Raw genomic sequence first — 25,434 nt, forward strand, 5'->3', positions numbered from 1 at the left:
AGCAATCACATAAACTCTCACAAAAATATCACAAATTATGTGGCGTGATTTACTGACTTTGCCACATAATTGGAAGTTGATTCCAACATGTAAAACACATACCGAAATTCACCATTTTTATGTAAAAGATTATGCTTGTTTATGTACAAAAGACTTATTGATTGTGCCATATATCCGGACAAAAGTACAATTTTTTATCTTACAAAATTAAAAAGCTCTGTCTTACCTCCCAAAATTAAATGGGAACATAGACAGAGCCTGTTTGCTGACTAAATAACTACCAATCGTATACGCCTCTAATTCATCTTGAAGTGAAGATTTTATATCTCCGTGATCATAATAAGTGAGTTCATATTGTTCGGATATTCCATCATCATTAAATGTGTTATTAAGAAAACTTGCCGTTTCGTTTAAACCATGTTTTCCACTCTGCATGACTTCAAAAAAGGAGACAAAACCATGCATCACACCATTGTAACGTGTAGCTTTAACAGGCACACCAGCATCTGCTAGCCTTTGCGCGTAAGCCTCACCTTCATCTCTTAATGGATCAAACTCCGCCGTAATAATAAATGTTTGAGGCATATTCTTTAGATCAGCTTCTAATGGAGAACTATAAGGCGATATCCACATCTCTTCATCGGGTGTATAATTCAGTCTAGCAAGTTCCATCACATGACGAGACAAAAGATAATAGCCACTTGAATAATGATCACGAGAATAAAATTCTTGATCAAGGAATGTAGTGAGTGGATACAATAGTGCTTCAGCTTTCACTTCTGGACCATTTTGATCTCTTGACATCATGGTCACTGCCGTCGCAATATTTCCACCTGAACTATCTCCAACTAACGCGATATTGTTCACATCCCCACCAAGCTCATCTGCATGGTCATACACCCAGTTCAGTGCATCATAGCCATCGTGAATAGCTGTAGGAAACGGGAAGTCAGGTGCTAAACGATAATTAACTGCTAGAACAATACTATTTGTCTTTGCTGCAAGCGATCGAACAATATTATCATGTGTATCAATATTCCCGTACCCTTCCATAAAAGCACCACCATGAAAATAAAGAATCATAGGATGTGGCCCTTCTTCTTTTGGAAGATACAATCTTGCTTTTACAGAACTATCATCTGATGTTGGTATATCAATTAGAGACCGTTCAAACCGCGAAGGGCCTTTTGCTGCTAAAAAAGATGGTGCCTTAAGATCAGTTGGTAACAAATTATTTGCTACCGCATGAAGAATGACAGCCGTTTTCACCGGCACTTTCCCGGATTCTGTATGTGTCCAAGCCTGTACGGTAATGGTAACTGTGAGTATTAGCATGATTAATCCTAAAGAAAATGAGGCAAAAATGACAAGCCCTTTACGAAAAAAAGCCTTCAATAAAAATCTCCTCCATCAAATCGTAATCATGCTATTTAGTATATCAGAATAAAACGAAAAGAATAAGATCCACTTGTGACATTTTTACTGATTGTCACACATTCACCTTAATTCTTCCAGTTTTCATCAATAAATTCGTCACGACCAGATTGCTGCCGATCTTCTTTATATGCTTTTCTTTGTTTCTTATAAAAGTCTTGGTGTTCTTCTTCAGCAGGGTAAAATCGAGCAGCTGGCAATATCTCTGTTACGATTGGGTTTTTAAAGCGTCCACTGCTCTCGAGCTTTTGTTTGGATAAATCAGCAAGTTGTTTTTGCTCTGCTGTATGATAAAAAATCGCTGTGCGATATTGGTCCCCACGATCTTGAAATTGACCACCGGCATCTGTTGGATCAATTTGTACCCAGAATAAATCTAACAAACGTTCATAAGAAAATAACTGTGGATCATATTCTATTTCAACCGCTTCATAGTGACCTGTCTCCCCAGTTTTCACTTGTTCATACTGAGGATTCTCGAGATGTCCTCCTGTATAACCAGAAATAATTGAATGAATGCCAGGCATTTCATCAAATGGTTGCACCATACACCAGAAACACCCTCCAGCAAAGATCGCTTTTTCCATTTTAAGTTTCTCCCTTTTTTCTAAAGCTGCTCTCTTAATGATTGTAAAGCTAGCTCTTTTGATTTTGCTTCAAGCATACAGTCAACATCAATCTCTTGAATCACAGATTGTAGTCGCTTGAAATCCTCCAAACGAATATAATCCGCATGAGCAGGATCACTTTCAGAACGTTTACCAGAACTTATATGTACTTTCGGAATCTGTCCTGAGTTTTTCCACGTTTTATTCACTCGATAAAAAAGCTCTGTTAATTCCTCTTCCGTTCGCTTAAAACACATTTCATGGTGAATATCAAAACAAACCGTGACTCCACATTTCTCGAAAATCTCGAGCACATCCTGAGTATGAAACACCTTATCATCATTTTCTAAACGAATCATGCCTTGGATAGGAACAGGCAGTTTCTCGAATACTTGAATAAATGCTGCTTTGGCCTTCTCCTTATCCCCGTAAGCTCCACCTGTATGCAGAATAATATCTGTTCCACCAACTGCCTTCATAAAATCATAATGATAGTGAAGATCTTTAATCGCATTACCTACAACATGCTCTCTTGGCGAGTTTAATACTGTGTACTGTCCTGGATGCATGGAGAGTCTCATGTTCCACTTCGACTGCAGATCGCGGATCTCATGAAGTTCTTTTAACACCTCTTTATCCTCTTGCCAGTTCCAAGTCATTTCCGCATGTGTAGCGAAAGGAATCATATCACTTGAAATTCTGAAGAAAAAAATGTCATTCTCTACATTCCATTCAAGGACCCTCTTTAACTGATTAATATTGTGTAAAGTAAGCTCCTTAATAACACCCATTCCATTTTCCTGCATCGTTTTTAAACGACAGGTTTTAAACACAGTTGGTAACGTAAGGTTTTGACAGGGATAACCAAGGCGCATCTAATAATCCTTCCTTCTCATGGGATTTAACGAGTAACTTCTTGGGACTCAAATTCAATTTCATCATGTGTACGACTATACTTTACCTTTAAGTCATGTTGTCCAAAATACCAAGCATCCTTCTCTTCAACAAAAAAGATAAAATTATCAACCTCTATTTTTGCCAATGGATTTTCAGGTTCTTCTTGACTGATTCCCAAAGAGAAACCACTTTGAAAAGAACCACAGCCACCATAACGTGCAAAAAATCGAATATGTTTATGTTCACTTTCATTAAATTCTTCCTTAAACCATTTTACCGCTGGTTTTGTCACTTCAATATTCATTCTACTCACTCCTCCATCAATTCATTTTCTATCATATCAATTATTTGTTTAAAAAACCATGAATCCGAACAAGCTATACTCCAAATAAGTTTACTTGAGGAAACTTTTTTTGTTTGGTGCATATTCTAGATTAACTACTTTACAGTCTAGGGGGAGCATCCATGAATTATATCAAATCAATTGGCTATGCCGCTATTCTTCATTCATTAGGTGGACTAACCGAGGGCCAAAAAGAAACGTTCCTTGAAAGTCTAAAAAAGAGAAAACCAGTAATAAAAAAACGACAAGATCATTAAAAAAGCACCACAAACATTTTTAACGTGTTTGTGGTGCCTTTCTTGACCGGTTTATTTTAGAAGAAGTGAATCAACTAATTCGATTAATTGCACGATCTCCGGTTTGCTTATTTGGCCATCTGCTCCGACAGCTTGACCTTTGTGGAATAAATCATCTGAAATAATAGATGAAAAGATGACAATCGGTGTCTGTTCGTATGATGGGTGTTCCTTCACAAGCTTTGTTAAACGATGACCATCCATACGTGGCATCTCTATATCAGTAATGACTAAATCTACGGTAGCGACTGAATCTACGTTACTTAGTGCATCCCAAGCTTCTTGACCATTTTCATATAATGTAAGCTGATTATAACCTGCCTCTGTTAACGTATCTTTTAATAACTGCCTTAGAATACCTGAATCCTCAGCAATCACAATATGTTTTCCTTCACGATTACGTGGTTCAAGTGAATGAAGTGTTGACCGTTTGATTCCAGCATCAGGGTGTACTTCAACGACAATTTTTTCATAATCAAGCATAAAAGCAACATACGCTTCCATCTTCACGATGCCAGTTACATGACTGAATTCACCTTGAGAGAGCTCATTTGGCTTTTCAACTTGACTCCACGAGACACGATGAATCCTCGAAACATTATGGACACGGAAAGCAACCTTTAACTTATTTAATTCGGCCACTACAAACTTATGGTTTGTTTGATCCGTTTCTTCATTCACTTGAAGAACAACGGATAGATCAATTAATGGGATGATTTCATCACGGATTCGAATAACTCCTTCAACATAGGGATGTCTATTTGGAGTAGTTGTCACTTCAACTGGTTGAACAATCTCACGGACTTTTAATACGTTAATGCCATACGTTCCTTTTCCTACCTCAAACATAACTAACTCTAATTCGTTTGTACCGCTCTCTAATAATATATTTGATTGTGACATTTGGGTCATTTCATTTCCCCCGTTTTTTAGACTGCTGGCATAGTCAATCCTCTAAAGACTATCCTCATTAATATTTTCGGCCATTATAGACCAACAGTTAAGTCTATATACAAAAAAAGCTTGGAGAGAAGTTTATAAACAAATCAAAAAGGATGAAGTCTGAAAGAATGAATATCAAAATGTCTCAAATTCGTAAGTAACTACATGCATCTAGACTCTGGATGGTCATAGAATTTGGTTCAACTCAGAAGTAGTGAACCTCCGCTCTTATTTTAGATAAAACAAAAAACCGGACCATTATGTAAATGACACAACATAATGGGTCCGGCTTTGGTCATACTCGAACATCTCTGTCTGAGCTTTTATGTCCTATTAAACAAAGATCTCAACTTCACCTTGTTCTTTTAACTCGTTAATGATACCTTCTGCTGCTTCATTTGTTTGTTCACTTTTGATCTGAGCAACAATGTCATCTCGTACTTCTTCAAGTTCTGGTACATCTTCCTCTGTTGCAGAGGCAAATTCATCATATTTTGCTTCAATTTCTTCATCTGTTGGTTCTTCAATTTGTGCTTTCTGTTCAATGTACTTTTGCGGTTTCATACTTTCTTTTATTTCTTCTCTAAATTCATCAACAGTTGTATCTTGCTGACTTAAAATTGCTTCTAAATCTTCATCTGATTCAATTTGATTTACTGCTTTTAATTGGTCAAGTTGTTCATTGGCTTCTTCATCTGAGATCTCTATATCTTCTTCGTTAGAAGCCTGGACAAGCAACTCTGAGTTCACTAATAGGTCAACAGTTTGATCTTTAATTGCTTCATCTACTTCTGTTGATTCAGGATCAGCGGCTCCACCCATCATCATTTGATTTTGTTTTGCCGTATTATATTGTGAGACAAACTCGTCCTTAGACAAATCGACACCATTTATTGTTGCAATCACATCTGGAATGTCGTCAAAGTTTGTCTGTGCAACGGATGCTTCCTCCGTTTGCTCATCAGCTTGATCTGGCTGTTCGTTTGTGGAATCGGCATTCTCATCTGAATCTCCTGAGCAAGCTGCTAGCCCAACTGCCAAGGCAAAAGCTGAAATTCCTAAAACAAATTTATTGTACATGTATGTTGACCCCTTTCTTTTTCGCAAGTCTAGGGGCAGTGTAACATAGCTTGGACAGCTGTAAAAATCCATACAGTCACGCGTTAGCAACAATGTGTAATGATCTCAAAAAACAAATCGCAAAATAGCCCGTAAAATCTCGTCGTTAAAAGGTTTATACCTCAATTAACAAAAATATTGTGAAATCACCTACAACGTTATTTTGGCAGAGACCTTAGAAAATTCTCTGAACAAAAGCCTCTAATTTGTTCATCAGAATAATACCTTGATAATGCATCAATTAGCGCAGGGTAGCAGCCTGGATGATTTAGCTCATGTACATAGCTAGAAATACCATCAAAATCCGAGCCGAATCCAATCGATTTCTCTCCACCAATCGAACAAAGATACTCAATGTGGCGGATAACGTCTGTAAGACCCGCCTCTTCTTTATCGGTCAAAAATTTAGGCAAAAACACCATACCCATGTACCGGTTTTGTTTAAATAATGCTTGGGCCTGCTCATCATTTAAATTCCGCTGATGACCGCATATTGTTGCCGAATTGGAGTGACTGGCAATCACATAGTCAGCAGCCTCAAACGTATCCCAAAAACTTTTGATACTTAGGTGAGAAACATCTGTTAACAACTTGTGCTGGTTATGTCTTTCTATCACCGCTCTACCAAAGTCGGTGATACCGGCTCCTCTTGACTCTTCGACACCATCAGCACACAAATTTGCATCATTCCACGTTAATCCAACAGACAAAACACCTTGCTCAATTAAGATCTGATGTTTTTCTTCATCAGCCCCTACTGCATCCATTCCTTCTAAAGTTAAGATGGCTCCAATCTCACCGTCTTTTAAACTGTTAAGTTCTTCCCAACTTCTGATGTGTTTCATCTGTGGAAATGGTCGGATTACTTTTTGATGAAATAAGCGAATTTGTTCGAGTGCTGCTTGAAATTTTAATTCTTGTTTAATAAAAGGTTCAATAAATATAGCGAAGCATTGGACTCCTACACCTCCTGCAATCAAGCGGTTGAGGGTGACATCTAAGTGATGACTATCCAAAAAAGACTGTTGTGGGTTCATCCATAATTTTAATAACACATCACAATGTGTATCAATTACGTATTTTTTGGGGGCGTTTTGTACCATTCTACCAGCACCTTTCATTGAGAGTTTACATAGAAATAGATAAGAATGAGTAATGGGGGAATTTGAATGAGTGACCATAAATCCAGTGATTCTAAAAACTCGCTTGGCTATCAAGATGTGATGCGTTCCATTGATGATTTTTTTCACCAAACATATAGACGATTCCAATCTCCACCTTTATTCGCTCAATCCATTTCAATTCGGACATCTGATTCAACCGATGCATATACAATCCATGCTGAACTACCAGGTGTAGATAAGCAGCTTATACGGTTAGAGGCACTGCCTCACGCACTTGCCATCCGAGTTTTATCGAACGAATCTTCTGAACAATTAGTCGAAAAAGAACGCTTGGTTTCCATTCCTTTTGTATATAGTGATAAGGATATTAAAGCGAGCTATCAAAATGGATTATTAAGCATTACCATAACTCGGCATCGACAAAATATTAACATAGATTAAGGAGGAAACGACGATGCTTCATCAAAATCATGACCGCCGTAACCCACACCACAACTGGCCAAACCAAGGCAGGCAGCCTTATTATCACCAGGGGCACGGGCCAGTTCCACCTCGAAGAATGCGTGGTGGAGCTGGTCGCCCCCAACCTAGTTCACCTTCCGTCTCACGAACTGGGTTTATCAAAAAAGCATTTACCTCAGAAGATGGAAAATTTGATGTATCCAGAACTGCACAAACGGTTGATCAAGTCATTAAAACGGTCCAGCAAGTATCGCCATATGTGCGTAAAGTTGGTTCATTTTTTATCAGGTAAACCTTATTTTAAAGTGAGTCCATATGCAAGGGTTTGATTTTGATTCATCATCTTAAGACCTTGTGTAGATTTATAATCAATTTTAATCTGCGAGCCTATCTCATCGCTCGCTTTTTTGTTGTAAACAAACGTTTGACCTGCTATTTGTTCTTGTTTATCTTCTTCTGGGTTATAGCTGTCACGCTTTAAATAAAATTCAATCATAGTACTACACTCAAACGTATCACGTGCTACGATTCGAATGGCTTCAACTGGATCTATTTGATTAAAATACTCTTTAGCTGCATCCGTTACAGTAATGTTCATATGACCACTCCATTCTTAAAATCTCTCAGGTGTTAGATTAAATCATCTTGTTCATACAAGTATTCGTAAGGAATATCTATAAACAGATACAACGAATCTGAAATAGGATAGGCGAATGTTCGAATCTGTTCATCACGTTCAATATCCGTATAGAGGTCTGATAAGATTCCTTTTTTCTCAACGTTCATTCGAACAATATTTTCAAGAAAATAAGGTCTCCAAGCTCCAGTTTTTATTTAATCCTTCTTTTTTCAAAAGCCACTTTCCCTCTTCATCCTTCTCCACGTTGGATGTTTGTTGGAAGCCTTCTTCATTACATATATATATTCGGAACATATATTGGCTTAAATCCATGGCTACACTTAAGATCATTTCGTCTAATGTGTCTGATGTTTTCACTTGTTTCAAAGTGGTGCGTAAAGCTGAACCTAATTCATTAGAAAGTTCGTGCTGCGCCTGCATTTTCCTACGTTCATACGTAATAAAATGCTGAAAATCTTTTTGCATACGTTCTTTACATGCATCCTCTTCGATTAATTCACTAGAAGACGCCATTAAATAAGGTCCTTGATAATAACGTGCTCCATTCCGCCACGCGTAATTAAGCTGATTAAAGGTTGTGATGCCATCAAACAGTAAAGTTGCTCCAATTTTCCTTGAGAGCATAGCAAGTGATTGATGAACATCATTATATAATTGTGGCAATGAATCCTGATTTAAAAACGAAACATTCACACGAATAACATTTGGATGCACCATAGCAATTTGGTCCATTTGACTACTACTCTGTCCAAAGTTATCAATGCCAATGCGAATACCAAGACTTTGTAAATACGTTAAGACATGTTTGATTTCTTTATAATAAGTATGAACATCCTTTTCATTTAAACCAAGAATGATTTGATTATACGTTATGGATTGATTATCAATGTAGGGTTGAATACGATTTAAAAAACTCTCCCCCGCGTCTTTTACTAGCTGCCTGGCATCATAATTAAAGTACATGGTTCCTTTAAAATTTGATGCAGAATAATGATCAAGTGCAAGCTTTTGTAAATGATCATCTAATTCATTCCGATATTCAGAAGGAATGCTTTTATCTGTGAAAAACCAACCCAGCCTCTTCACCCCATCTGGAGTAACTAGTCTTGCAACAACTTCATATCCAACAACAATCTGTTTTTCTGCACTAAAAATCGGCAAAAAATATGGAATAACATGATCTTTTTCCATCATGACGTCCAACGGGTCCACGTTCATCCCTCCTCACATGCAAGCATAACCATTTTAGTATAGCATACGTGTGGCACCTATTAGGTAAGGAAACGTCTGATTATCTTCGCAGCTTTTTTCGGCTGTTCCTCGGGAATGAGATGGCCGGTGTGACTTAATACCACTAAAGCAGCATTTTGTAAATCTTGTTTTAACTTATAACCCGTTGAGACAGGAATGAGTGGATCTTGATCTCCCCAAATAATAAGGCATTTTTGAGTAATCTTTTGCATATCTTCAGAACTCATATCACCCTCCCTTTGTCTCATTAGATACATAATGGATTCATAAAAGGCTTTTTCTTTTAATGGTCTGCCATATTGCTGAACCATTTCATCTGATACGGAATGCTTTTTGTACATTAGCTGTTCAATATAGGTTTCACAGTTTTTTCTACTTCCCCATGTATACAGTAATGTAGGGAAGAAGGGGATATATGAAGCGTATGAATATATTTTTTTTACTCGATGAAAATAAGCGGAGGCTGAAAGAAGTACAAGAGAATCAACTAACTCTGAAGAATATCTTGCTGTATTTAACGCAACCTGACCACCCATAGAATGGCCAATAATTGTGACGTTTTTTAAATTGTACAAAGTGATGACCTCAGCTACTAGTTGAGCATAATTCTTACACTCATAACAAAATGATTTTTGTTTGCCACTACGACCAAACCCCGGTAAATCAATACAAATTAATTCATAATTTGTTGGCATTAATGGTAGGAGTTTGCGGAAACTAAAGCTTGAAGACAGGAACCCGTGAATAAATAACAAGGTTCCCTTAGGTTGGTCTACTGTGTGCGACCATCGCTCAATATAGACATGAGTTCCCCGCATATATAAAGTGGTATGTGTGTGTGTTCTCTTCAACCAATTCTCCTCCCTTTTTATGTATAGGTTCTCCTCTCTAAGATGGTTTACTCTTTTTACTCATAAAAAAAGACATGCCAGGGTTCCAAGCATGTCTTTAGATCTATTTTGATAAATCATAAGGTGTTTCTTGATATACATAATAGTTCAACCAATTTGTAAAAAGTAGATTAGAATGGGCGCGCCAACGTAGGGCAGGTGGAACGCTTTGATCATTATCTGGAAAGTAATTGATCGGCGGTTGGATGTCGACACCCTTACTAACATCTCGTTTGTATTCTTCATCAAGAGTTGTGACATCATATTCTGAATGACCCGTTACAAAAATATGCTTACCATCCTTCGATGCTGCTAAATAAAGTCCCGCGTCCTTTGATGTACTTAAGATATCAAGCTTACTTTCCTTTTCAATATCCGAAATTCTCGTCTCTGTATGTCTAGAATGCGGGGCTAAAAAGATGTCGTCAAAACCACGGAGCAATTTAATTGGTTCTGGATTCACTTCGTGTTCAAAAACACCAAATAATTTCTCATTTATTGGATATTTCTGAATTCCATAATGATGATAAAGTCCAACCTGTGCTCCCCAACAAATATGTAAGGTAGATGTAACATTATCTTTACTCCAGTCCATAATCCATTTCAGTTCATCCCAATAATCTACATCTTCAAATTCTAGCTGCTCAACAGGTGCTCCTGTTATGATCATCCCATCAAACTTACGCTTTTTAATATCATCCATTGTTTTGTAAAATAGGGTAAGATGATCGTGTGTTGTGTTTTTTGAGACATGTGTAGATGGATATAAAAAGGATACATCAAGCTGCAGGGGTGAATTACTAAGTAAGCGTAAAATCTGAGTTTCTGTAGTCTCTTTAACTGGCATCAAATTTAAGATCACTATGGATAAAGGACGAATATCCTGACTATATGCTCTACTTTCATCCATGATAAAAATATTCTCAGCGTTTAGTATCTCTCTAGCCTGGAAGATGGTCCGGTATTTTGATTGGCATAAAACTCTCCCTCCATGACGAAAAATAACGATTGATTAGCACACTACATTTGGCTATTTATGTTGATAAACTTATCATGAAACTAAACAATCTGCAATAATTCAGAAAAAGGAGCCATCATATATGAACATACGAATCGAATGGGTGTATAAGCTTCCTAAAAAGAATAATACGTATAAGATGATATCTGATGTGATGCCTGTTAAAGAAGCACTGCTATTAGAAGAAGATTTAACTCGTACAGGCAGAGTTGTGTCCTACCAATTTTTTGATGGAGATGATGATAGCTGGACCAAAAAAGAGCTGCTAGCATTCCTGAAAGAAATGGAAACAGAACCTCATGATCTCATTGCCTACATTGATGGAGGATATAATAAAGTGACTAGGGATGCTGGACTCGGCATTGCCCTTTATTATAAGCAGAATGGCCAACGTTGGCGTTATCGTGTAAATGAACGGATTGAGAGTATCGAAAATAATAACGAAGCCGAATTTGCTGCATTAGCCTATTTATTAACCATTTGTGAAGAGCTAGGCATACACCACGAGCCGATCACTATCCATACCGACTCCAAAACGTTGTATCATCAAATAAATGGAGAATGGCCAAGTTATGAGCAAACCCTCACTAGGTGGCTTGATAGGATTGAATCGAATACTACACGGCTTGGTATAAAAGCAGATTATAAACTGCTCCCACGACACGAGAACAAGGAAGCAGATCAATTAGCTTCACAAGCTTTGCAAAATATCCTCATATCAGGTAAAAAAGAACAAGCAAAAACCAAGTGACGAATCCCCATCACTTGGTTTTTATTATTCTCTATTCAACTTACGTAAAATTTGATTCGCGTACTGATCTTTTAGCCTTGTCACACCTAACGGCTCTTGCTTTCGTCCATAGGTTTCATGGTGAAAATCGGAGCCTCCAGAACGAAAAATCTGTTTTGCCGTAACCTGTTCGGCCTGCTTACAAATTGATTCATAGCGATTTTGGTCCTCTTCATTATGGTCACGATGATACACTTCTATACCATCCATACCCCACTCTTTGATCCAATTTACTAATTCATGATCAAGACCATAATAAGCAGGGTGTGCAACAAGTGATAGTCCACCTACTTGGTGAGTCCAATCGATCGCTTCCCGAACGCTCATCTCTCGTTCCTTCTCAACATAACAAGGTTTGCCCTCAGCCAAAAATCGATCAAATGCTTCAGCCACTGTATTTACAACCCCGTGGTTTAATAACACCTTCGCAACATGAGGCCTACCGATACTTCCTCCATCTGCTTGGGCAAGAACTTCCGCTTCTGTCACATGAACGCCGACATTAGCTAGTTTTGATATCATCACATTCATCCGACGCTCACGCATTTCTCGTTGCTTCTTCAGCATGTGTTGAAATTCATTGTGGTTGATATCTACTCCTAGTCCAAGCATATGAACACTTTTCTTTTCAAAGACACATGAAAATTCAATACCTGGTAAAACAGTTATACCAAAATGTTTCCCTGCCTTTACAGCCTCTTGCACACCTTCAACCGTATCGTGGTCTGTTAATGAAATTTGTTTTAAACCAACGGCGTGACATTTCTCTATAAGTTGAGCAGGTTTATAGCCCCCATCTGAAGCTGTGGAGTGCATATGAAAATCACTGTCAGCTCTCTCTCTTAGCTCCATGCAAATCTCCCCTTTTAAAACAATGCTTAGTTCTTCCACCACTTATCAAAGATGTTTGCCGGAAGTTGGCGCTTATGTTCTGTCTTTTGATAACGTTCTTCTAATCTCGCGGCAACCACTGTATCGATTTTTTTGCCTTCGAGATAATCATCAATCTGATCATAGGTCATTCCAAGTGCTTGCTCATCGGGAAGACCTGGCTGATCATCCTCAAGATCTGCTGTAGGAGCTTTTGTATATAAATGCTCTGGAGCACCTAACTCTTGTAATAGTTGTTTACCTTGACGTTTCGTTAATCCGAACAAAGGCGTCAAATCACATGCCCCGTCTCCAAATTTTGTGTAGAATCCAGTTACAGCTTCAGCAGAATGATCAGTACCTATAACAAGACATCCAAAATGCGCACCCAAATCGTATTGTACTTTCATTCTTTCACGGGCTTTTGTATTTCCTTTTAAGAAGTCAGATATCGGTTCTCCTACCGCATCTTTAAACGTTTGTGCTGAAGCGTCAACTGCTGGTTTAATATTCACTGTGTGTGTTTTGGTCGGCTGAATAAATTGAACCGCATCACGCGCATCTGCTTCGTCCTTTTGTTCGCCATGAGGAAGGCGCACTGCGTGGAATTCAAAGCTAGTACCAGGCTGCTCTTCATTTAATTCATTGATAGCAAGCTGCGTTAATTTACCAGCAAGTGTTGAGTCCTGCCCTCCAGAGATCCCTAGAACATATCCATTTGCACCACTCTGAATCAAATAATCCTTAAGAAACTGCTTTCTTTTTTGAATTTCTTCCTTTGAATCAACCGCAGGCTGCGTATGTAATGCTTCCATAATAGATAGTTGTGTTTCGTTCATTTAAAACCCCTCCTAAAATAGTGTATCTGTTTCTTTTCCCAAAAGTGTGGGAAGGTATGCTTCTATTTTTCTACTAATTGAGTTAATTGATCCAGCTGACCTTCTCTACTTAATATCTCTTTTTGCCAGTGACCAAATAGGTCAAAATGTGGATACTGATCGCGCTTGGTGAATCCATTCTTTTTTCAATCCATATTGTTCTCCCCAGGTGATCAATTTATCCAGGTCACAACAAGCCACCTTTGTAACAGTTGTACAATCTGGAAATCGATCATCCAACCAATAATGAGTTAAAAAAGCAATGTCTCCAAGCTTCAGCTAATTGTTTCCACTGATTCAGCTGGCTACGCTTAATACCAAATGCCATGTTTAATCCTCTTTCACCTTAATTGCTTCATATTTTGCATACCACTCTGGAAACACCTTTTTAAAAGCTGCCGGTTTAAAGGTTTCTTTACTCACAATAATATGAGTTGTTGATCCTTCAACACAAATGTCACCGTTTTGGTTTGTCACTTGATAACCGTACACAGTTCTTAAGCCATCATTTTTGGCGATCCAGGTTGTAACAGTTGCTTCATCACCATAACGGACTGGTTTTTTATAGGTTGCTTGCACGTCATAGACTGGCGCATAATATCCTTGATTCTCCATCTCAACATAACTGTAACCAATGTCTTCAATCAATCCAGTTCGTCCAAGCTCAAAGTACTTAAGATAATTAGCATGATAGACGACTCCCATCATGTCTGTATCAGCATAGAGTAATTGGATCGAACGTTTACTTTGAAATTCCACAAAAAAGTCTCCTTTAAACAGCTTCTTACTCTGTTCTCTCTTTGGTTAATTATAACATAATGGAAAACGCACACAATAAAATGCCCTTATAACGCTTGTTTTACATCTTCTCGTGAGATTATTTGTAACGTATCTGCATCGAGTTTGTTTTGTGTTGAGATTCTTAATGCTTGTTGTTGAACAATTTGTTCAAACAAGGCGCTCACATATCGGCCATTTGCTTTGTGTCCCTCTTTTGGTATCACTTGATGTAATTCGTCTAAGGCTTCCTGTAACAATTCATATCCATTTTGATGAGCAAGGTTTTTTATCATGCTCACAAGCTGTTCTTGAGAATAATCATCAAATATGAGTTGTTTACGGAACCTGGAACGCAATCCCGGGTTAGCTGAAAGCAATAAGTCCATCTCCTGCTTATAGCCAGCTAAAACAATGACTAGATTTTCATCATGGATGGTCATCGCCTCAACTAAAGCGGTGATCGCTTCCTGCCCATAATCTGAACCAGTGCCTTGAATAAGCGAATAGGCTTCATCAATAAACAAGACTCCACCAAGCGCATCTTTAATGACTTCTTTTGTTTTAAGGGCGGTTTGACCTGTATAACCTGACACTAGGTCTGCTCGACCTACTCGAACTAAATGACCTCTTTTTAATAGCCCAATTTCTTTAAGTGCCTGTGAATAGATGGAGGCAACCGTGGTTTTTCCTGTACCAGGAGATCCACTAAATGTTGTATGAAGCTGAAGTGGCATAGTGGTTAGCCCTTGTTCTCTTCTTAAACGCTGTACATCAGCATATGCTGTTAATTTTATCAATTCGTTTTTCACATGCCTGATACCAATTAATTGATCTAGTTTTGTTCTGGCAGGTTCACGTGGTGTTTCATTATTCGATCTAAAATGATTTGCCTCTAGTCTAACAAAATCAGTTTTAGTTTGTTGTTCTGATTCAGCTGCACCTTTTTCAAAAATCGCTTGCAATACTAAATTCTGCACCGATCGAGCATTACCAAAAGATTGATCAACTTGCGCTTTTTCAATTTGTTCACGCAGAGCAATAATCGCTTCATCACTTAAAACAAAATCATTGTCAATCGCCATACGTTCTCCAATTTCAATCAGCTCAGTAGACGTATAGTCTGGGAGATGCAGATGATTTTGGTCTGGGAACCTGCTTCTCAACCCTGGATTCGAGCGCAAAAATGTTCTCATTTCTTCTGGGTAACCTGCGAGTATTACCGCAAATGTTCCCGCATATTGCCCACTAGTCATCGCAGATACAATGGTGTCAATCACAGTTTGGCCATAATCGTTACCTGCTGCATCCGCACGTTTTAAACTATAAGCCTCATCAATAAATAGCACCCCTCCAGATGCTCGTTCTATTGCTTGAAGTGTCAGTTCCTCCGTTTGCCCAACGTAGCCTGCTACAAGTTGAGAACGATCAACCTCAAGAACTGCCTCACGTTTAAGCAAACCAAGCTCGTAATAAATTTTAGCAAGTAACCGTGCAATCGTTGTTTTTCCCGTACCCGGATTACCTGTCAAAATCATATTGAGATTTATTCCTTCTTTCATTTTGTAGCCCAGATTCTCTCTTTGTTTCTGATAGGACAAAAATTGATAGAGCTTACTCACTCGATTTTTGATTTCAGGTAGACCAATCATTTGTGAAAGTTGACTTAAAGCCGTCTCCTGTTGCTCTGTGTCTGTAATTTGGTGCAATTGTTCCTGCCACTGCACCTGAATCTTTTTAATATCCTCTACTGCTTGTTTAAGTTCTTTAAACTGAGAAGCAGAGTAATAAACACCGTCAAGTGAGTGGGCATACGCTTCCGTTGCCTTTGTTATACGTAAAAATGGTTCATGGAATTGAGTAAAAGTGTTCCACAATGTATCGATGTGTTGATAGTGAGTGTCATTCTCCTGCTTCAATTCTTGCATTGTGTCAATTTGAGTTTTCAGTTTATCCTCTGTACGGAAAAATTGCTCGGCTAATTGGAAATACATCTTAGCGGTTTTTCTTTTTGCGCTGCCATGATCCGTTTCTCTAATTGACGGAAATTCAAGCGGTATGGAAGCTTGTACAAATTGATCAATGATCAGTTCTGCTTGTAGAAACTGAGCCATTTTATTTGTTTCATCAAACGTTTTTGCTTCTTCAACCCAGCCTGAGATTAATGAATCAACTCGGTTTATCCGTCTAAATCGAGCAAGTGCAAGAAGGGTCAACCCATCAGCATATAATGTCTGCTCTCTTTCTTTAAGTTCCTCATCCCACATAGATAAGTGACGCCATAATCTCGTTTCATCTATCTTTGCATTTCCTGCTTTTACTTGTTCAATCCAGTCTTTTAATTCCTGTAACGATTCAATTGATTGCAACATGGTATCCTCTCCTAAACACTCAACCTCTATGTATGTAAACTATAGCAGACTTTGTTTTTCATCAAAAGAATAACGGTGATGCGCATAAGACATAAACGCAAATCATCCACCCTAATCTTACTCAGGATGGATGAAAATTTACGAAACAGTTAGCCTTTTGGCGGGACATAATCAGGCTGCTGATTAGATTTGGTATTCATTTTTTTACCTTTGTTTGAATCAGATTCTCGCGGTTGTGTTCCCAAATGATCTGGACGGAACTGCTGTCCTCTTTGATTAGGTTTGCTCATATGACACCTCCATTAAGATATATGAGTAGGATTTGCCATACAAGTTGTTCCTATCCATGAACATTGATCATCTTATTCGTCTTTATCCTTTCGTCTATTCCTTAATAAATCTTCAAGTGCATCTAAGATTTCGTCCTGTGAAAGAGAGGAATCCTCTTTCGATTTCTTTTTAATGGACTCTTCATTATCCTTTGCCTCTTCGGAAGTGGATGGTTCATTTTCAGTTGTAGGATCTTGAAGTTGGATTGACTCTTTTTGATCTTCTTGACTTTGCATTAAATGCGTAGAGTCTGACACCTCATAATAATCACCTTCAACCGTTACGTACCTGCGTTTACCTCTTGTTTCACGATCGAATAAACTATACATCACCGGTATAACAAACAGTGTTAATATGGTTCCACTAATTAGTCCACCGATAATCGCGATTGCCATTGGCTGCTGAAGCTCTGAACCTTCTCCAATCGCCAAAGCAAGAGGTACCATTCCAAGAATGGTGGTGGCTGATGTCATGATAATTGGACGTGTTCTGAGTTGAACAGATTCAACCAATGCGTCATAAGTTGACATGCCTTTTGCTTTTTGTTGATTAACAAAATCAAGCATCACGATTCCGTTATTGACAACAATACCTAGAAGGATAATGAGTCCAATAAATGCGGTGATCCCAATAGCTGTTTGTGTAACCACTAATGCAATCGACAATCCAATGACAACAAGTGGAACAGTAAACATGATAATAAATGGTAGTTTGAACGACTCGAATTGGGCAGCCATAATTAAATAAATGAAGACAGCTGCTAATACAATCGCTAAAATCATGCTATTGATCGAATCATCTAGAATTTCCTGTTCACCACCATATGTAAACGTTGTGGTGTCATCCAGTTCTAGATCATCAACAATCGTACTCACCGTGTTCGTAATATCACTTAAATTTGAGGATTGTGCATATGTTATCGTAAATTCAACGGCACCCTCTTGATTCATTCTTTGAATTGCTGCAGGACTTTCTCCTTCTTGGATATCTGCCACATCACTTAATACAATATATTCACCCTCTGAATTTCGAATGGTTAAATCCTCTAATTCAGAAATTGTTTCAGTCGCTTCCGACTCAAGCTGAACAATAACGTCTAGAAACTGATTATTTTCTTCGATGACCGTTGCGGTTTCACCGCGAGTAGATGTATTGACCTGTTGGGCAATTTCACCAGGAGTCACTAGATTCTCTCTAGCTGCTTCCTCATCAACCTCAATCACAATTTCAGGTACTTGTTCTTCAATACTTAATGCGATATCTCTCACATTTTGCTCTGAATCCAATTCGTCTTGTAACTCTTCTGCCTGCTCATATAACCTTGTTTGATCGCTATCGGTTATCGTAAACTGTAGCGTGTTAGCTTCCCCACCAAAAGCAGCTGAAGAAGTAAAGGCACGGATTTCTGCATCAGAATCTGCACGCTCTAATTCACGCTCAATCGATTCCACAAATTCAGCCGAACTTTGAGTTCGATCATCTTGATCAACCAGAGATACTGTAATATCAGCCGTATAGCTTGATTGATTGCCACCCATCGCTTGATTGTCACCTGAACCCGCCGAACTTACATAATTCTCGATCTCACGGTAATCATCTAACACCGATTCAATCGATTCAACCGCCTCTTGGGTACGCTCTAAACTCGTTCCCGGCTCCATTTCAACTTCAATAGTAAAGCTGCCTTGGTCGCTGTCTGGAATCAGTTCAGTACCAACTGTTGTTAAGCCAACTATCCCAACTAGTAATAGTAAAAAGGTCATAAATAATACAGCAATTCGGTGCTTAAGTACCCAAATTGTTGACCCTCTAAGCCAGCTCATCATTGGTGACTTACGTCTCTTTTCTTCTGATGATTCATTCGGCATTTTAAGTAATCGACTTGCAAGCATAGGTACGACCGTCATCGCCACTAGCAAAGAAGCTAATAAACTGAATGAAACAGTGTAAGCAAGCTCTTTAAATAAATCACCTACAATGCCACTGATAAATACAATTGGTAAGAAAACAGAGATTGTTGTTAATGTTGATGCAATGATTGCTCCACTTACTTCTTTTGTGCCATCAAATGCGGCTTGCTTAGGTTCTTTTTTCATTGATAAATGCCTGTATATATTCTCAATCACAACAATGGCATTATCGACAAGCATTCCAATACCTAAAGCTAATCCACCAAGGCTCATAATATTCAACCCTATATCGGCAAAAAACATAAAACCAAACGTCACTATCACTGAAAATGGAATAGCTATTCCTACTATGAATGGTGTTTTCAAATTTCTAAGGAAAAAAAGTAAAACAACCATTGCGAGTAGCCCACCAAATATCAGTGCACTTGTCACACTATCAATAGAAGCTGAAATAAATTCCCCTTCATCGTATAGAACCGCTGTATCTAAATCCTCATAGGATGATTCAAGTAAGAGTTCATCTATGCGATCATTCACCGCATTTGATATTTGAACGGTATTCGCACCGGATTCGGGCATAATGCTAAGCTGAATCGCTTCTTGCTGATTCGAACGAGTGATCACCTGCTGATCCTCGAGCTCAACACTTACATTAGCCACATCATTTAACGTGATTTCAGCATCAGTAATTGAACTGCCTACCACTACATTCTCTAAGTCTTCAACATTATTTAATTCACTAATGACTCGAGTCGTTAAACTCAAATCATCACGGATAACTGTTCCCCCAGGCAAAGAGATGTCACTGGCTTGAATCGTTGAAACAATATCACTTTGACTTAATCCAGCCTCTTCTAGTTCAGATTGGATTAGCTCTACCTGAATCTCTTCTGTCAAACTCCCACTTTCACCAACACTGGCTACTCCTGGAACTTTCAATAATTCATCTTCAAGATCTTTTACTTGATCTTGGAAATCAATTAAATCATCGTTTGACGTAACAGCCATTTGAATCATTGGCATCATAGACGGATCAAACTTAACAAAGCTTGGTTCATTCGCGTCACTTGGTAAGTTAGCACCTCTGATTGTGTTAATAATGTCTAATTCCACATCATCAATGTTCGTGGACCAGTCGAATTCAAGAATAATCATTGATGTGCCTTCCGTTGAATTAGAAGTCATATTTTTCAATCCAGAAGTTGTAGCTAATTGCTGTTCTAATGGAATAGTAACAGTATCTTCTATTTCGTTCGGATTCACATCACTATAACTTGTTATGACAGCAGCAACTGGGGGATTAATCTCCGGAAAAAGCTGTAGAGGCAGCCGTGATATGGAAACAATACCGATAATAATAAATAATATCATCCCCACTATCGTAAAAACTGGCCTTTTAATTGAAAAATTGATCATGTATGCTGCTCCTCCATCTTCCTATTGTCATTTTTATATGTATGTAGTAAAGAACACACTGATTCTGTCATTATATTCCCTCTTTTTCAAACAAGAAACCTTTTCTATCGTGTCAATTATATGAACAAAAAACAGCCTGTTAAAAACAGGCTGTTTCTATTGTCCTTATTAAGCAAGTTTACTACGTAGGACCATTGGAAGAATTCCACCATGGCGGTAGTAATCGACATCCACGTCACTATCAAAGCGAACAAGCGCTTCAAATGTTGTTACGTTACCAGACTCGTCTGTAGCTGTAACTGTAACGTGTTGACGAGGCTTCACGTCATTTGTGATATCAACACTAATCGCTTCTTTACCTGTTAATCCTAATGATTCAGCTGTATCTCCATCTTTAAATTGTAATGGAAGCACACCCATTAGAACTAGGTTACTACGGTGAATACGCTCGTAGCTTTCTGCGATTACTGTTTTGATTCCAAGAAGATTTGTACCTTTTGCTGCCCAGTCTCTAGAACTTCCCATTCCATAATCCTTACCAGCAAGAATAGCAAGGCTTGTTTCAGTTTCCTTGTATTTCATTGCCGCATCATAGATAGGCATAACTTCTTCAGTTGGCCAGTAGGTAGTGAAACCACCTTCTGTACCCGGTGCTACTTCATTACGAATTCGAATGTTCGCAAATGTACCACGCATCATCACTTCATGGTGACCACGACGAGAACCATATGAGTTAAAGTTACGAGGCTCTACACCCTTGTCGATCAGATATTTACCGGCTTGGAGTTGTTTTACCAATAGCTCCGGTTGGAGAAATATGATCCGTTGTAACAGAATCTCCGAACTTACAAATCACTCGCAGATCAGATAGAGATTCAATCTCTTTAGGCTCCTGAGTTAATCCTTCAAAATAAGGAGGGTCCGCGATATAAGTAGAATCCTCATCCCATTTGTATAAAGAATCATCTGTTGTTTCGATTTCATTCCAACGCTCGTTAGCAGTAAATACATCCGCATATTGTTCTTTAAATAGCTCAGGTGTAACCGTTTCTGCAACAACTTTTTTCACTTCATCAGTTGAAGGCCAGATATCTTTGAAGAATACATCGTTTCCATCTTTATCTTTACCAAGTGGATCATTTTTCAGATCTACATCAACCGTACCCGCTATTGCATAAGCAACAACTAGAGGAGGTGAAGCAAGATAGTTTGCTTTTACTAATGGATGGATACGACCTTCAAAGTTGCGGTTACCAGATAATACTGATGTAACCGTTAAATCATTTTTGGAAATAGCTTCTTCTACCTCAAGCTCAAGTGGGCCTGAGTTCCCAATACAAGTCGTACAGCCGTAACCAACATTATTAAACCCTAATGTGTCCATATAAGATTGTAAACCAGCTTTAGCTAAATATCCTGTTACCACTTTTGAACCTGGTGCCAGTGATGTTTTCACATACTCTGGAACAGTTAATCCAAGTTCTACTGCTTTTTTAGCAACAAGTCCTGCACCAAGCATTACATAAGGGTTAGATGTATTCGTGCAACTTGTGATCGCTGCAATAGCAATTGAACCAGTTTTCATGCTAGTTGTACGACCATCCTTGTACTCAACGTCAACAACTTTATCAAATTCCTTCTTATCAAGACCAAGTCCTTGTGTACCAGATGGAGCAACTACAGCTTTTTTAAATTGTGATTGCATATCTGTCAATGGAATCAAATCTTGAGGACGTTTTGGTCCAGAAAGATTAGCCTCAATTTCAGATAGATCAATTTCAACAATACTTGTGTACGTTGGATCTGGTGTTTCACCAGGCACATAAAATAGTTCGTTTGCTTTGTTATAGTCTTCAACAAGTTGAATTTGCTTCTCTTCTCGACCGGTTAATCTCATGTAATCAAGAGCTTCTGTATCTACCGGGAAGAATCCACAAGTTGCACCATATTCAGGAGCCATGTTCGAAATAGTTGCTCGATCGGCCAATGGCATTTCTGAAAGTCCAGGTCCAAAGAACTCAACAAACTTTCCAACTACTTTTTTCTCACGAAGCACTTGAGTTACTTTAAGCGCAACATCAGTTGCTGTGGTACCGCTTGCTAAATTACCAACAAACTTCACACCAACTACTTCTGGCACTGGGAAATATGAAGGCTGTCCAAGCATTCCTGCTTCAGCTTCGATTCCTCCAACACCCCAACCAAGTACACCAATACCATTAATCATAGTCGTATGAGAATCTGTCCCTACAAGGGTGTCCGGGAAGGCTACTGTATCTTCACCTTGTTTCACAGCTTGTACTACATTAGCCAGATACTCTAAGTTCACCTGGTGAACAATACCTGTTGCAGGTGGAACCGCTTGATAATTATCAAATGCTTTTTTAGCCCAATTTAAAAATTCATAACGCTCTTCATTACGTTCAAATTCCAAGTTCATATTAAAGGCTAAAGAATCACTTGTACCAAACTTATCTACTTGTACGGAATGGTCAATAACCAAATCTACAGGGATTTCAGGATTAATTTCAGTTGGATCTCCACCCATCTTAGCCATAGCTTGTCTAAGTGCAGCTAGATCTACAACCGCTGGTACTCCTGTAAAGTCCTGAAGAATAACGCGCGTTGGTTTAAAAGGAACATCAATTTCCTGTTGGCCAGAAGTTCCCCACTGCGCTAGATTTTCAACATGCTCTTTTTTGATCACATAATCGTCATACTGACGAAGTACTGATTCAAGAAGTACTCTTACTGAAAATGGCAGCTTGCTAATTTGGCCTAAGCCTGCCTTCTCTAGAGCTTCAAGTGCATAATAGTGATATGTTTCTCCCCCGCTCTGAAAGGAAGAACGTGCATTAAATACATCGTTGCTTTTTGACATGTTAGACCCTCCTTCTCAACCTATCTTACCTTAGATCAACATCATTGTCTAAATGTGAGACCTTATTAGAAAGCGCTTAAATATGTATTGATTCGCTCCCCCTAAATAGAATAGCAAAAAAAGGGCAGATTAGAAACTATTTTTCGTGCAAATACTAAAATGAAGACATTAAACATTTAAACATTAGGAGGAAAAAACATGACAGAACGTCATAATGCAAAAGACATTAGAAGTAATGCTGGTAAAGCGAAAAATGGTGGGCAACCTGAGCCATTAAGTGGATCTAAAAAGGTTAAAAAAGCGAATCACGTCAGTCAGACAAACGGAGAAGGATAACTTTTGTAATCCACCTAGGCAGATAGAATGTCTCTTCAAATCACGCCGCATATAATGTACCAATCCGAATAACAAGGAGGTGCTTTATATGGGTGGATACGAAAAAGGAAATGGTTTCGCGTTAATCGTTGTGCTTTTTATTCTTCTTGTAATCGTTGGCGCTAGCTGGCTTTATTAATTATAAAACAATTGTCAGCTGCATTTAAAAAGAATTGCTGGCACAGAATTGTTTTAGCTATAACAAACAAAAGAGGCTGAGACAGAACTCTTTTAGTTATCTAAAAACCCGAACTATCATGGTTCGGGTTTTTGACGGTTTTTGACCATTAAAAATATGAGAGTGGGGCCTCCGCTCCGGACATACACTCCGCACCCGCGTGGGAGGCCGGTGACCTCTACTCCCACAGAAGTCTACGTGTATGTCCTACGCTAATTTTTGCTCATTTGAAATGGGATTGAGTTACTTAAGGATAAGTAAATTAAAGTTATAGCTTGTACTATTGATTGAAATTGTTCGTCTTTTCATAACATCTGTATGATTATGTCCCAATCTCTAAAGTCCTGGATTTAGTTTAGTACTTCTCTAAAGATTATCCGTTTCATTTCTTTATGTTATGACCAATTTGGTTCATACGTATAAATTGTTATTCCATGGTGTCTCGCTGTGCCACGAAAATTCAGCACATCTTCTGCAGCCATTAAAGACTGCCTAAATACCAGAAAATCCGCTTTATCAATCGCAATGTTGCTTTTTGCACCAGTTCGTAATTCTTCAAGAATGGATTGCGCCTGCTCATTCGTCATTGTCTTCACCTATTTCTATGTTATTCTAAGAATATATTAGTAGAGGATGTGTAATCATGCAACTAACCTATCATGTAAATGCTCCTGTTACAGCAGAAGAAGTGGCAGATGTTTTCAAATCATCTGGAATTATTAGACCGGTTGATGATTTAGATAGAATTGAAAAAATGCTTCAAGCCGCTCAGTTAGTGATCTCCGTTCGAGATGGTGAACAACTAGTTGGAATCGCACGATCATTAACTGACTTTTGTTACTGCTGTTATCTATCAGATTTAGCTGTTTCAAAAAACTATCAGTCTGCAGGCATTGGGAGCGCTTTAATTGAACGAACGAAAAATGAAATAGGCGAGCAGTGTAGCCTTATTCTTTTATCAGCTCCAAGCAGCAATGGACTACTATCCAAAGGTAGGATTTGAATTGGCGAACAATGCTTTTTTTATACGACGTAGCCATTAAGTTGGGTAATTGATTAAAATAATACAGAAAGGGTGACCTGTACATGTCAGATTGGTTTATCTGGTTTATTGTTCTCTGGACTATATTTCTTATCACAATTATGTTTATCGGTGGGTTTTTTATGTTTCGTAAGTTTTTAAAACGTCTTCCAAAAGAAGATGGAAAATCCATTCTTGACTGGCAGGACTATTATATTGAACGAGCTCTTCCACTCTGGGACGAGCCTCAAAAGAAATTATTAAATGAACTTGTTGAACCTGTTCCCGAAATATTTAGAGATATCGCAAAAGGAAAAATTGCAGGAAAGATTAGCGAAATTGCATTAAAAGAAGATGCTTCTAGTATTACAGAGCCTCATATCATCCGTGGATATATTCTAGCAACACCCAAACGCGATCATAAATTTCTTATTAAAACGTTGCAAAAAAAACAAATCGATGTGACACCCTACAAACATTTATTTGAAGCAACTTCATAGATTTATCCTTATATCTGGACATTTTCACATCGTTTATTCTTAATTTGTACATTGTCAATTTGATAAAATATTAGTACTCTTAAACGTAGTTTAGTATAGAAGGGACGTCTTA

General features: G+C 38.3%; 26 protein-coding genes and 3 pseudogenes. 8 read left to right on the forward strand and 21 right to left on the reverse strand.

The genetic code is table 11. From position 1 onward, the window contains the following. Positions 1-222: 222 nt before the first annotated feature. The 4 genes from NDM98_RS03230 to NDM98_RS03245 all read right to left on the reverse strand — a co-directional run bounded on the left by NDM98_RS03230 (position 223) and on the right by NDM98_RS03245 (position 3,243). Complete coding sequence (locus NDM98_RS03230) at positions 223-1,395, reverse strand: alpha/beta hydrolase (protein WP_251604577.1); 1,173 nt, start codon at positions 1,393-1,395, stop codon at positions 223-225. Between the two features lie 107 nt (positions 1,396-1,502). Then, positions 1,503-2,021 (reverse strand): peptide-methionine (S)-S-oxide reductase MsrA, encoded by a 519-nt coding sequence (gene msrA / locus NDM98_RS03235; RefSeq protein ID WP_251604579.1) that lies wholly within the window; start codon positions 2,019-2,021, stop codon positions 1,503-1,505. Positions 2,022-2,041: 20 nt separating this feature from the next. Then, positions 2,042-2,917, reverse strand: a complete 876-nt coding sequence (gene uvsE / locus NDM98_RS03240) for a UV DNA damage repair endonuclease UvsE (protein ID WP_251604581.1) — start codon at positions 2,915-2,917, stop codon at positions 2,042-2,044. A 26-nt stretch (positions 2,918-2,943) separates the two neighbouring features. Then, entirely contained in the window at positions 2,944-3,243 is a 300-nt protein-coding gene (locus tag NDM98_RS03245; RefSeq protein ID WP_251604582.1) for a HesB/YadR/YfhF family protein, read from the reverse strand. 161 nt (positions 3,244-3,404) lie between these two features. Here NDM98_RS03245 and NDM98_RS23405 point away from each other — a divergent pair, with 161 nt between their 5' ends. Then, positions 3,405-3,539, forward strand: a complete 135-nt coding sequence (locus NDM98_RS23405) for a hypothetical protein (protein WP_285803877.1) — start codon at positions 3,405-3,407, stop codon at positions 3,537-3,539. 51 nt (positions 3,540-3,590) lie between these two features. Here NDM98_RS23405 and NDM98_RS03250 read toward each other — a convergent pair whose 3' ends face one another. The 3 genes from NDM98_RS03250 to NDM98_RS03260 all read right to left on the reverse strand — a co-directional run bounded on the left by NDM98_RS03250 (position 3,591) and on the right by NDM98_RS03260 (position 6,742). Next, on the reverse strand, positions 3,591-4,490 hold the full coding sequence (locus tag NDM98_RS03250; RefSeq protein ID WP_307728626.1) for a chemotaxis protein CheV: 900 nt from the start codon (positions 4,488-4,490) through the stop codon (positions 3,591-3,593). Between the two features lie 363 nt (positions 4,491-4,853). Further along, positions 4,854-5,600 (reverse strand): SurA N-terminal domain-containing protein, encoded by a 747-nt coding sequence (locus tag NDM98_RS03255; protein WP_251604584.1) that lies wholly within the window; start codon positions 5,598-5,600, stop codon positions 4,854-4,856. A 197-nt stretch (positions 5,601-5,797) separates the two neighbouring features. Then, entirely contained in the window at positions 5,798-6,742 is a 945-nt protein-coding gene (locus NDM98_RS03260; RefSeq protein WP_251604586.1) for a dipeptidase, read from the reverse strand. Positions 6,743-6,808: 66 nt separating this feature from the next. Between NDM98_RS03260 and NDM98_RS03265 the strand changes: the two genes are divergently transcribed. Together NDM98_RS03265 and NDM98_RS03270 are read left to right on the forward strand one after the other, a co-directional pair. Beyond that, on the forward strand, positions 6,809-7,204 hold the full coding sequence (locus NDM98_RS03265) for an Hsp20 family protein (protein WP_251604594.1): 396 nt from the start codon (positions 6,809-6,811) through the stop codon (positions 7,202-7,204). A gap of 13 nt (positions 7,205-7,217) precedes the next feature. Continuing rightward, on the forward strand, positions 7,218-7,517 hold the full coding sequence (locus tag NDM98_RS03270; protein WP_251604596.1) for a YppG family protein: 300 nt from the start codon (positions 7,218-7,220) through the stop codon (positions 7,515-7,517). A gap of 3 nt (positions 7,518-7,520) precedes the next feature. Here NDM98_RS03270 and NDM98_RS03275 read toward each other — a convergent pair whose 3' ends face one another. The 5 genes and pseudogenes from NDM98_RS03275 to metA all read right to left on the reverse strand — a co-directional run bounded on the left by NDM98_RS03275 (position 7,521) and on the right by metA (position 10,983). After that, positions 7,521-7,823, reverse strand: a complete 303-nt coding sequence (locus NDM98_RS03275) for an iron-sulfur cluster biosynthesis family protein (RefSeq protein WP_251604598.1) — start codon at positions 7,821-7,823, stop codon at positions 7,521-7,523. Positions 7,824-7,855: 32 nt separating this feature from the next. Then, complete coding sequence (locus NDM98_RS03280; RefSeq protein WP_251604599.1) at positions 7,856-8,011, reverse strand: EAL-associated domain-containing protein; 156 nt, start codon at positions 8,009-8,011, stop codon at positions 7,856-7,858. Positions 8,012-8,024: 13 nt separating this feature from the next. After that, positions 8,025-9,077: an EAL-associated domain-containing protein gene (locus NDM98_RS03285; RefSeq protein ID WP_251604601.1), complete on the reverse strand. Its 1,053-nt coding sequence runs from the start codon at positions 9,075-9,077 to the stop codon at positions 8,025-8,027. 59 nt (positions 9,078-9,136) lie between these two features. Then, the gene (locus NDM98_RS03290; protein WP_251604603.1) at positions 9,137-9,967 is read right to left on the reverse strand and encodes an alpha/beta fold hydrolase; all 831 of its coding nucleotides are present in this window, start codon (positions 9,965-9,967) and stop codon (positions 9,137-9,139) included. A 103-nt stretch (positions 9,968-10,070) separates the two neighbouring features. Next, positions 10,071-10,983: pseudogene (gene metA, locus NDM98_RS03295) on the reverse strand (homoserine O-acetyltransferase MetA). A gap of 123 nt (positions 10,984-11,106) precedes the next feature. Here metA and NDM98_RS03300 point away from each other — a divergent pair. Then, positions 11,107-11,775, forward strand: coding sequence for a reverse transcriptase-like protein (locus tag NDM98_RS03300; RefSeq protein WP_251604605.1), 669 nt, complete (start codon positions 11,107-11,109; stop codon positions 11,773-11,775). A 24-nt stretch (positions 11,776-11,799) separates the two neighbouring features. On the opposite strand, the gene NDM98_RS03305 is transcribed toward NDM98_RS03300, so the two are convergent. The 8 genes and pseudogenes from NDM98_RS03305 to acnA form a co-directional block, all read right to left on the reverse strand. Beyond that, positions 11,800-12,666 carry a PHP domain-containing protein gene (locus tag NDM98_RS03305; protein WP_251604607.1) on the reverse strand — a complete coding sequence of 289 codons (867 nt, stop codon included), beginning with the start codon at positions 12,664-12,666 and terminating at the stop codon, positions 11,800-11,802. Positions 12,667-12,692: 26 nt separating this feature from the next. After that, the gene (nadE, locus tag NDM98_RS03310; RefSeq protein ID WP_251604615.1) at positions 12,693-13,523 is read right to left on the reverse strand and encodes an NAD(+) synthase; all 831 of its coding nucleotides are present in this window, start codon (positions 13,521-13,523) and stop codon (positions 12,693-12,695) included. A 62-nt stretch (positions 13,524-13,585) separates the two neighbouring features. After that, positions 13,586-13,890, reverse strand: a pseudogene (locus NDM98_RS03315) (hypothetical protein). A gap of 2 nt (positions 13,891-13,892) precedes the next feature. After that, positions 13,893-14,321: an acyl-CoA thioesterase gene (locus NDM98_RS03320; RefSeq protein WP_308807674.1), complete on the reverse strand. Its 429-nt coding sequence runs from the start codon at positions 14,319-14,321 to the stop codon at positions 13,893-13,895. Positions 14,322-14,407: 86 nt separating this feature from the next. Then, positions 14,408-16,711: an AAA family ATPase gene (locus NDM98_RS03325; protein WP_251604617.1), complete on the reverse strand. Its 2,304-nt coding sequence runs from the start codon at positions 16,709-16,711 to the stop codon at positions 14,408-14,410. Between the two features lie 149 nt (positions 16,712-16,860). Next, positions 16,861-17,001 carry an acid-soluble spore protein N gene (locus NDM98_RS03330; protein ID WP_143850241.1) on the reverse strand — a complete coding sequence of 47 codons (141 nt, stop codon included), beginning with the start codon at positions 16,999-17,001 and terminating at the stop codon, positions 16,861-16,863. Positions 17,002-17,073: 72 nt separating this feature from the next. Beyond that, the gene (locus tag NDM98_RS03335; RefSeq protein ID WP_251604619.1) at positions 17,074-20,367 is read right to left on the reverse strand and encodes an efflux RND transporter permease subunit; all 3,294 of its coding nucleotides are present in this window, start codon (positions 20,365-20,367) and stop codon (positions 17,074-17,076) included. Between the two features lie 168 nt (positions 20,368-20,535). After that, positions 20,536-23,248, reverse strand: a pseudogene (acnA, locus tag NDM98_RS03340) (aconitate hydratase AcnA). Between the two features lie 198 nt (positions 23,249-23,446). Here acnA and NDM98_RS03345 point away from each other — a divergent pair. Continuing rightward, a complete protein-coding gene (locus NDM98_RS03345; protein WP_251604621.1) occupies positions 23,447-23,584 on the forward strand; it encodes a small acid-soluble spore protein P in 138 nt (45 codons plus the stop codon). Between the two features lie 88 nt (positions 23,585-23,672). Beyond that, positions 23,673-23,762: a YjcZ family sporulation protein gene (locus NDM98_RS03350; RefSeq protein ID WP_251604623.1), complete on the forward strand. Its 90-nt coding sequence runs from the start codon at positions 23,673-23,675 to the stop codon at positions 23,760-23,762. 434 nt (positions 23,763-24,196) lie between these two features. Here NDM98_RS03350 and ykzS read toward each other — a convergent pair whose 3' ends face one another. Further along, on the reverse strand, positions 24,197-24,388 hold the full coding sequence (gene ykzS, locus NDM98_RS03355; protein ID WP_251604625.1) for a protein YkzS: 192 nt from the start codon (positions 24,386-24,388) through the stop codon (positions 24,197-24,199). 56 nt (positions 24,389-24,444) lie between these two features. On the opposite strand from ykzS, the gene NDM98_RS03360 reads away from it, so the two are divergent. Continuing rightward, positions 24,445-24,804 (forward strand): GNAT family N-acetyltransferase, encoded by a 360-nt coding sequence (locus NDM98_RS03360; RefSeq protein ID WP_307728627.1) that lies wholly within the window; start codon positions 24,445-24,447, stop codon positions 24,802-24,804. 83 nt (positions 24,805-24,887) lie between these two features. After that, positions 24,888-25,322, forward strand: coding sequence for a DUF2621 domain-containing protein (locus NDM98_RS03365; RefSeq protein ID WP_251604627.1), 435 nt, complete (start codon positions 24,888-24,890; stop codon positions 25,320-25,322). The last annotated feature ends 112 nt before the right edge of the window (positions 25,323-25,434 follow it).

Origin of the sequence: Alkalicoccobacillus plakortidis, assembly GCF_023703085.1 — a bacterium.
Taxonomy (GTDB): Bacteria; Bacillota; Bacilli; order Bacillales; family Bacillaceae_D; genus Alkalicoccobacillus; species Alkalicoccobacillus plakortidis.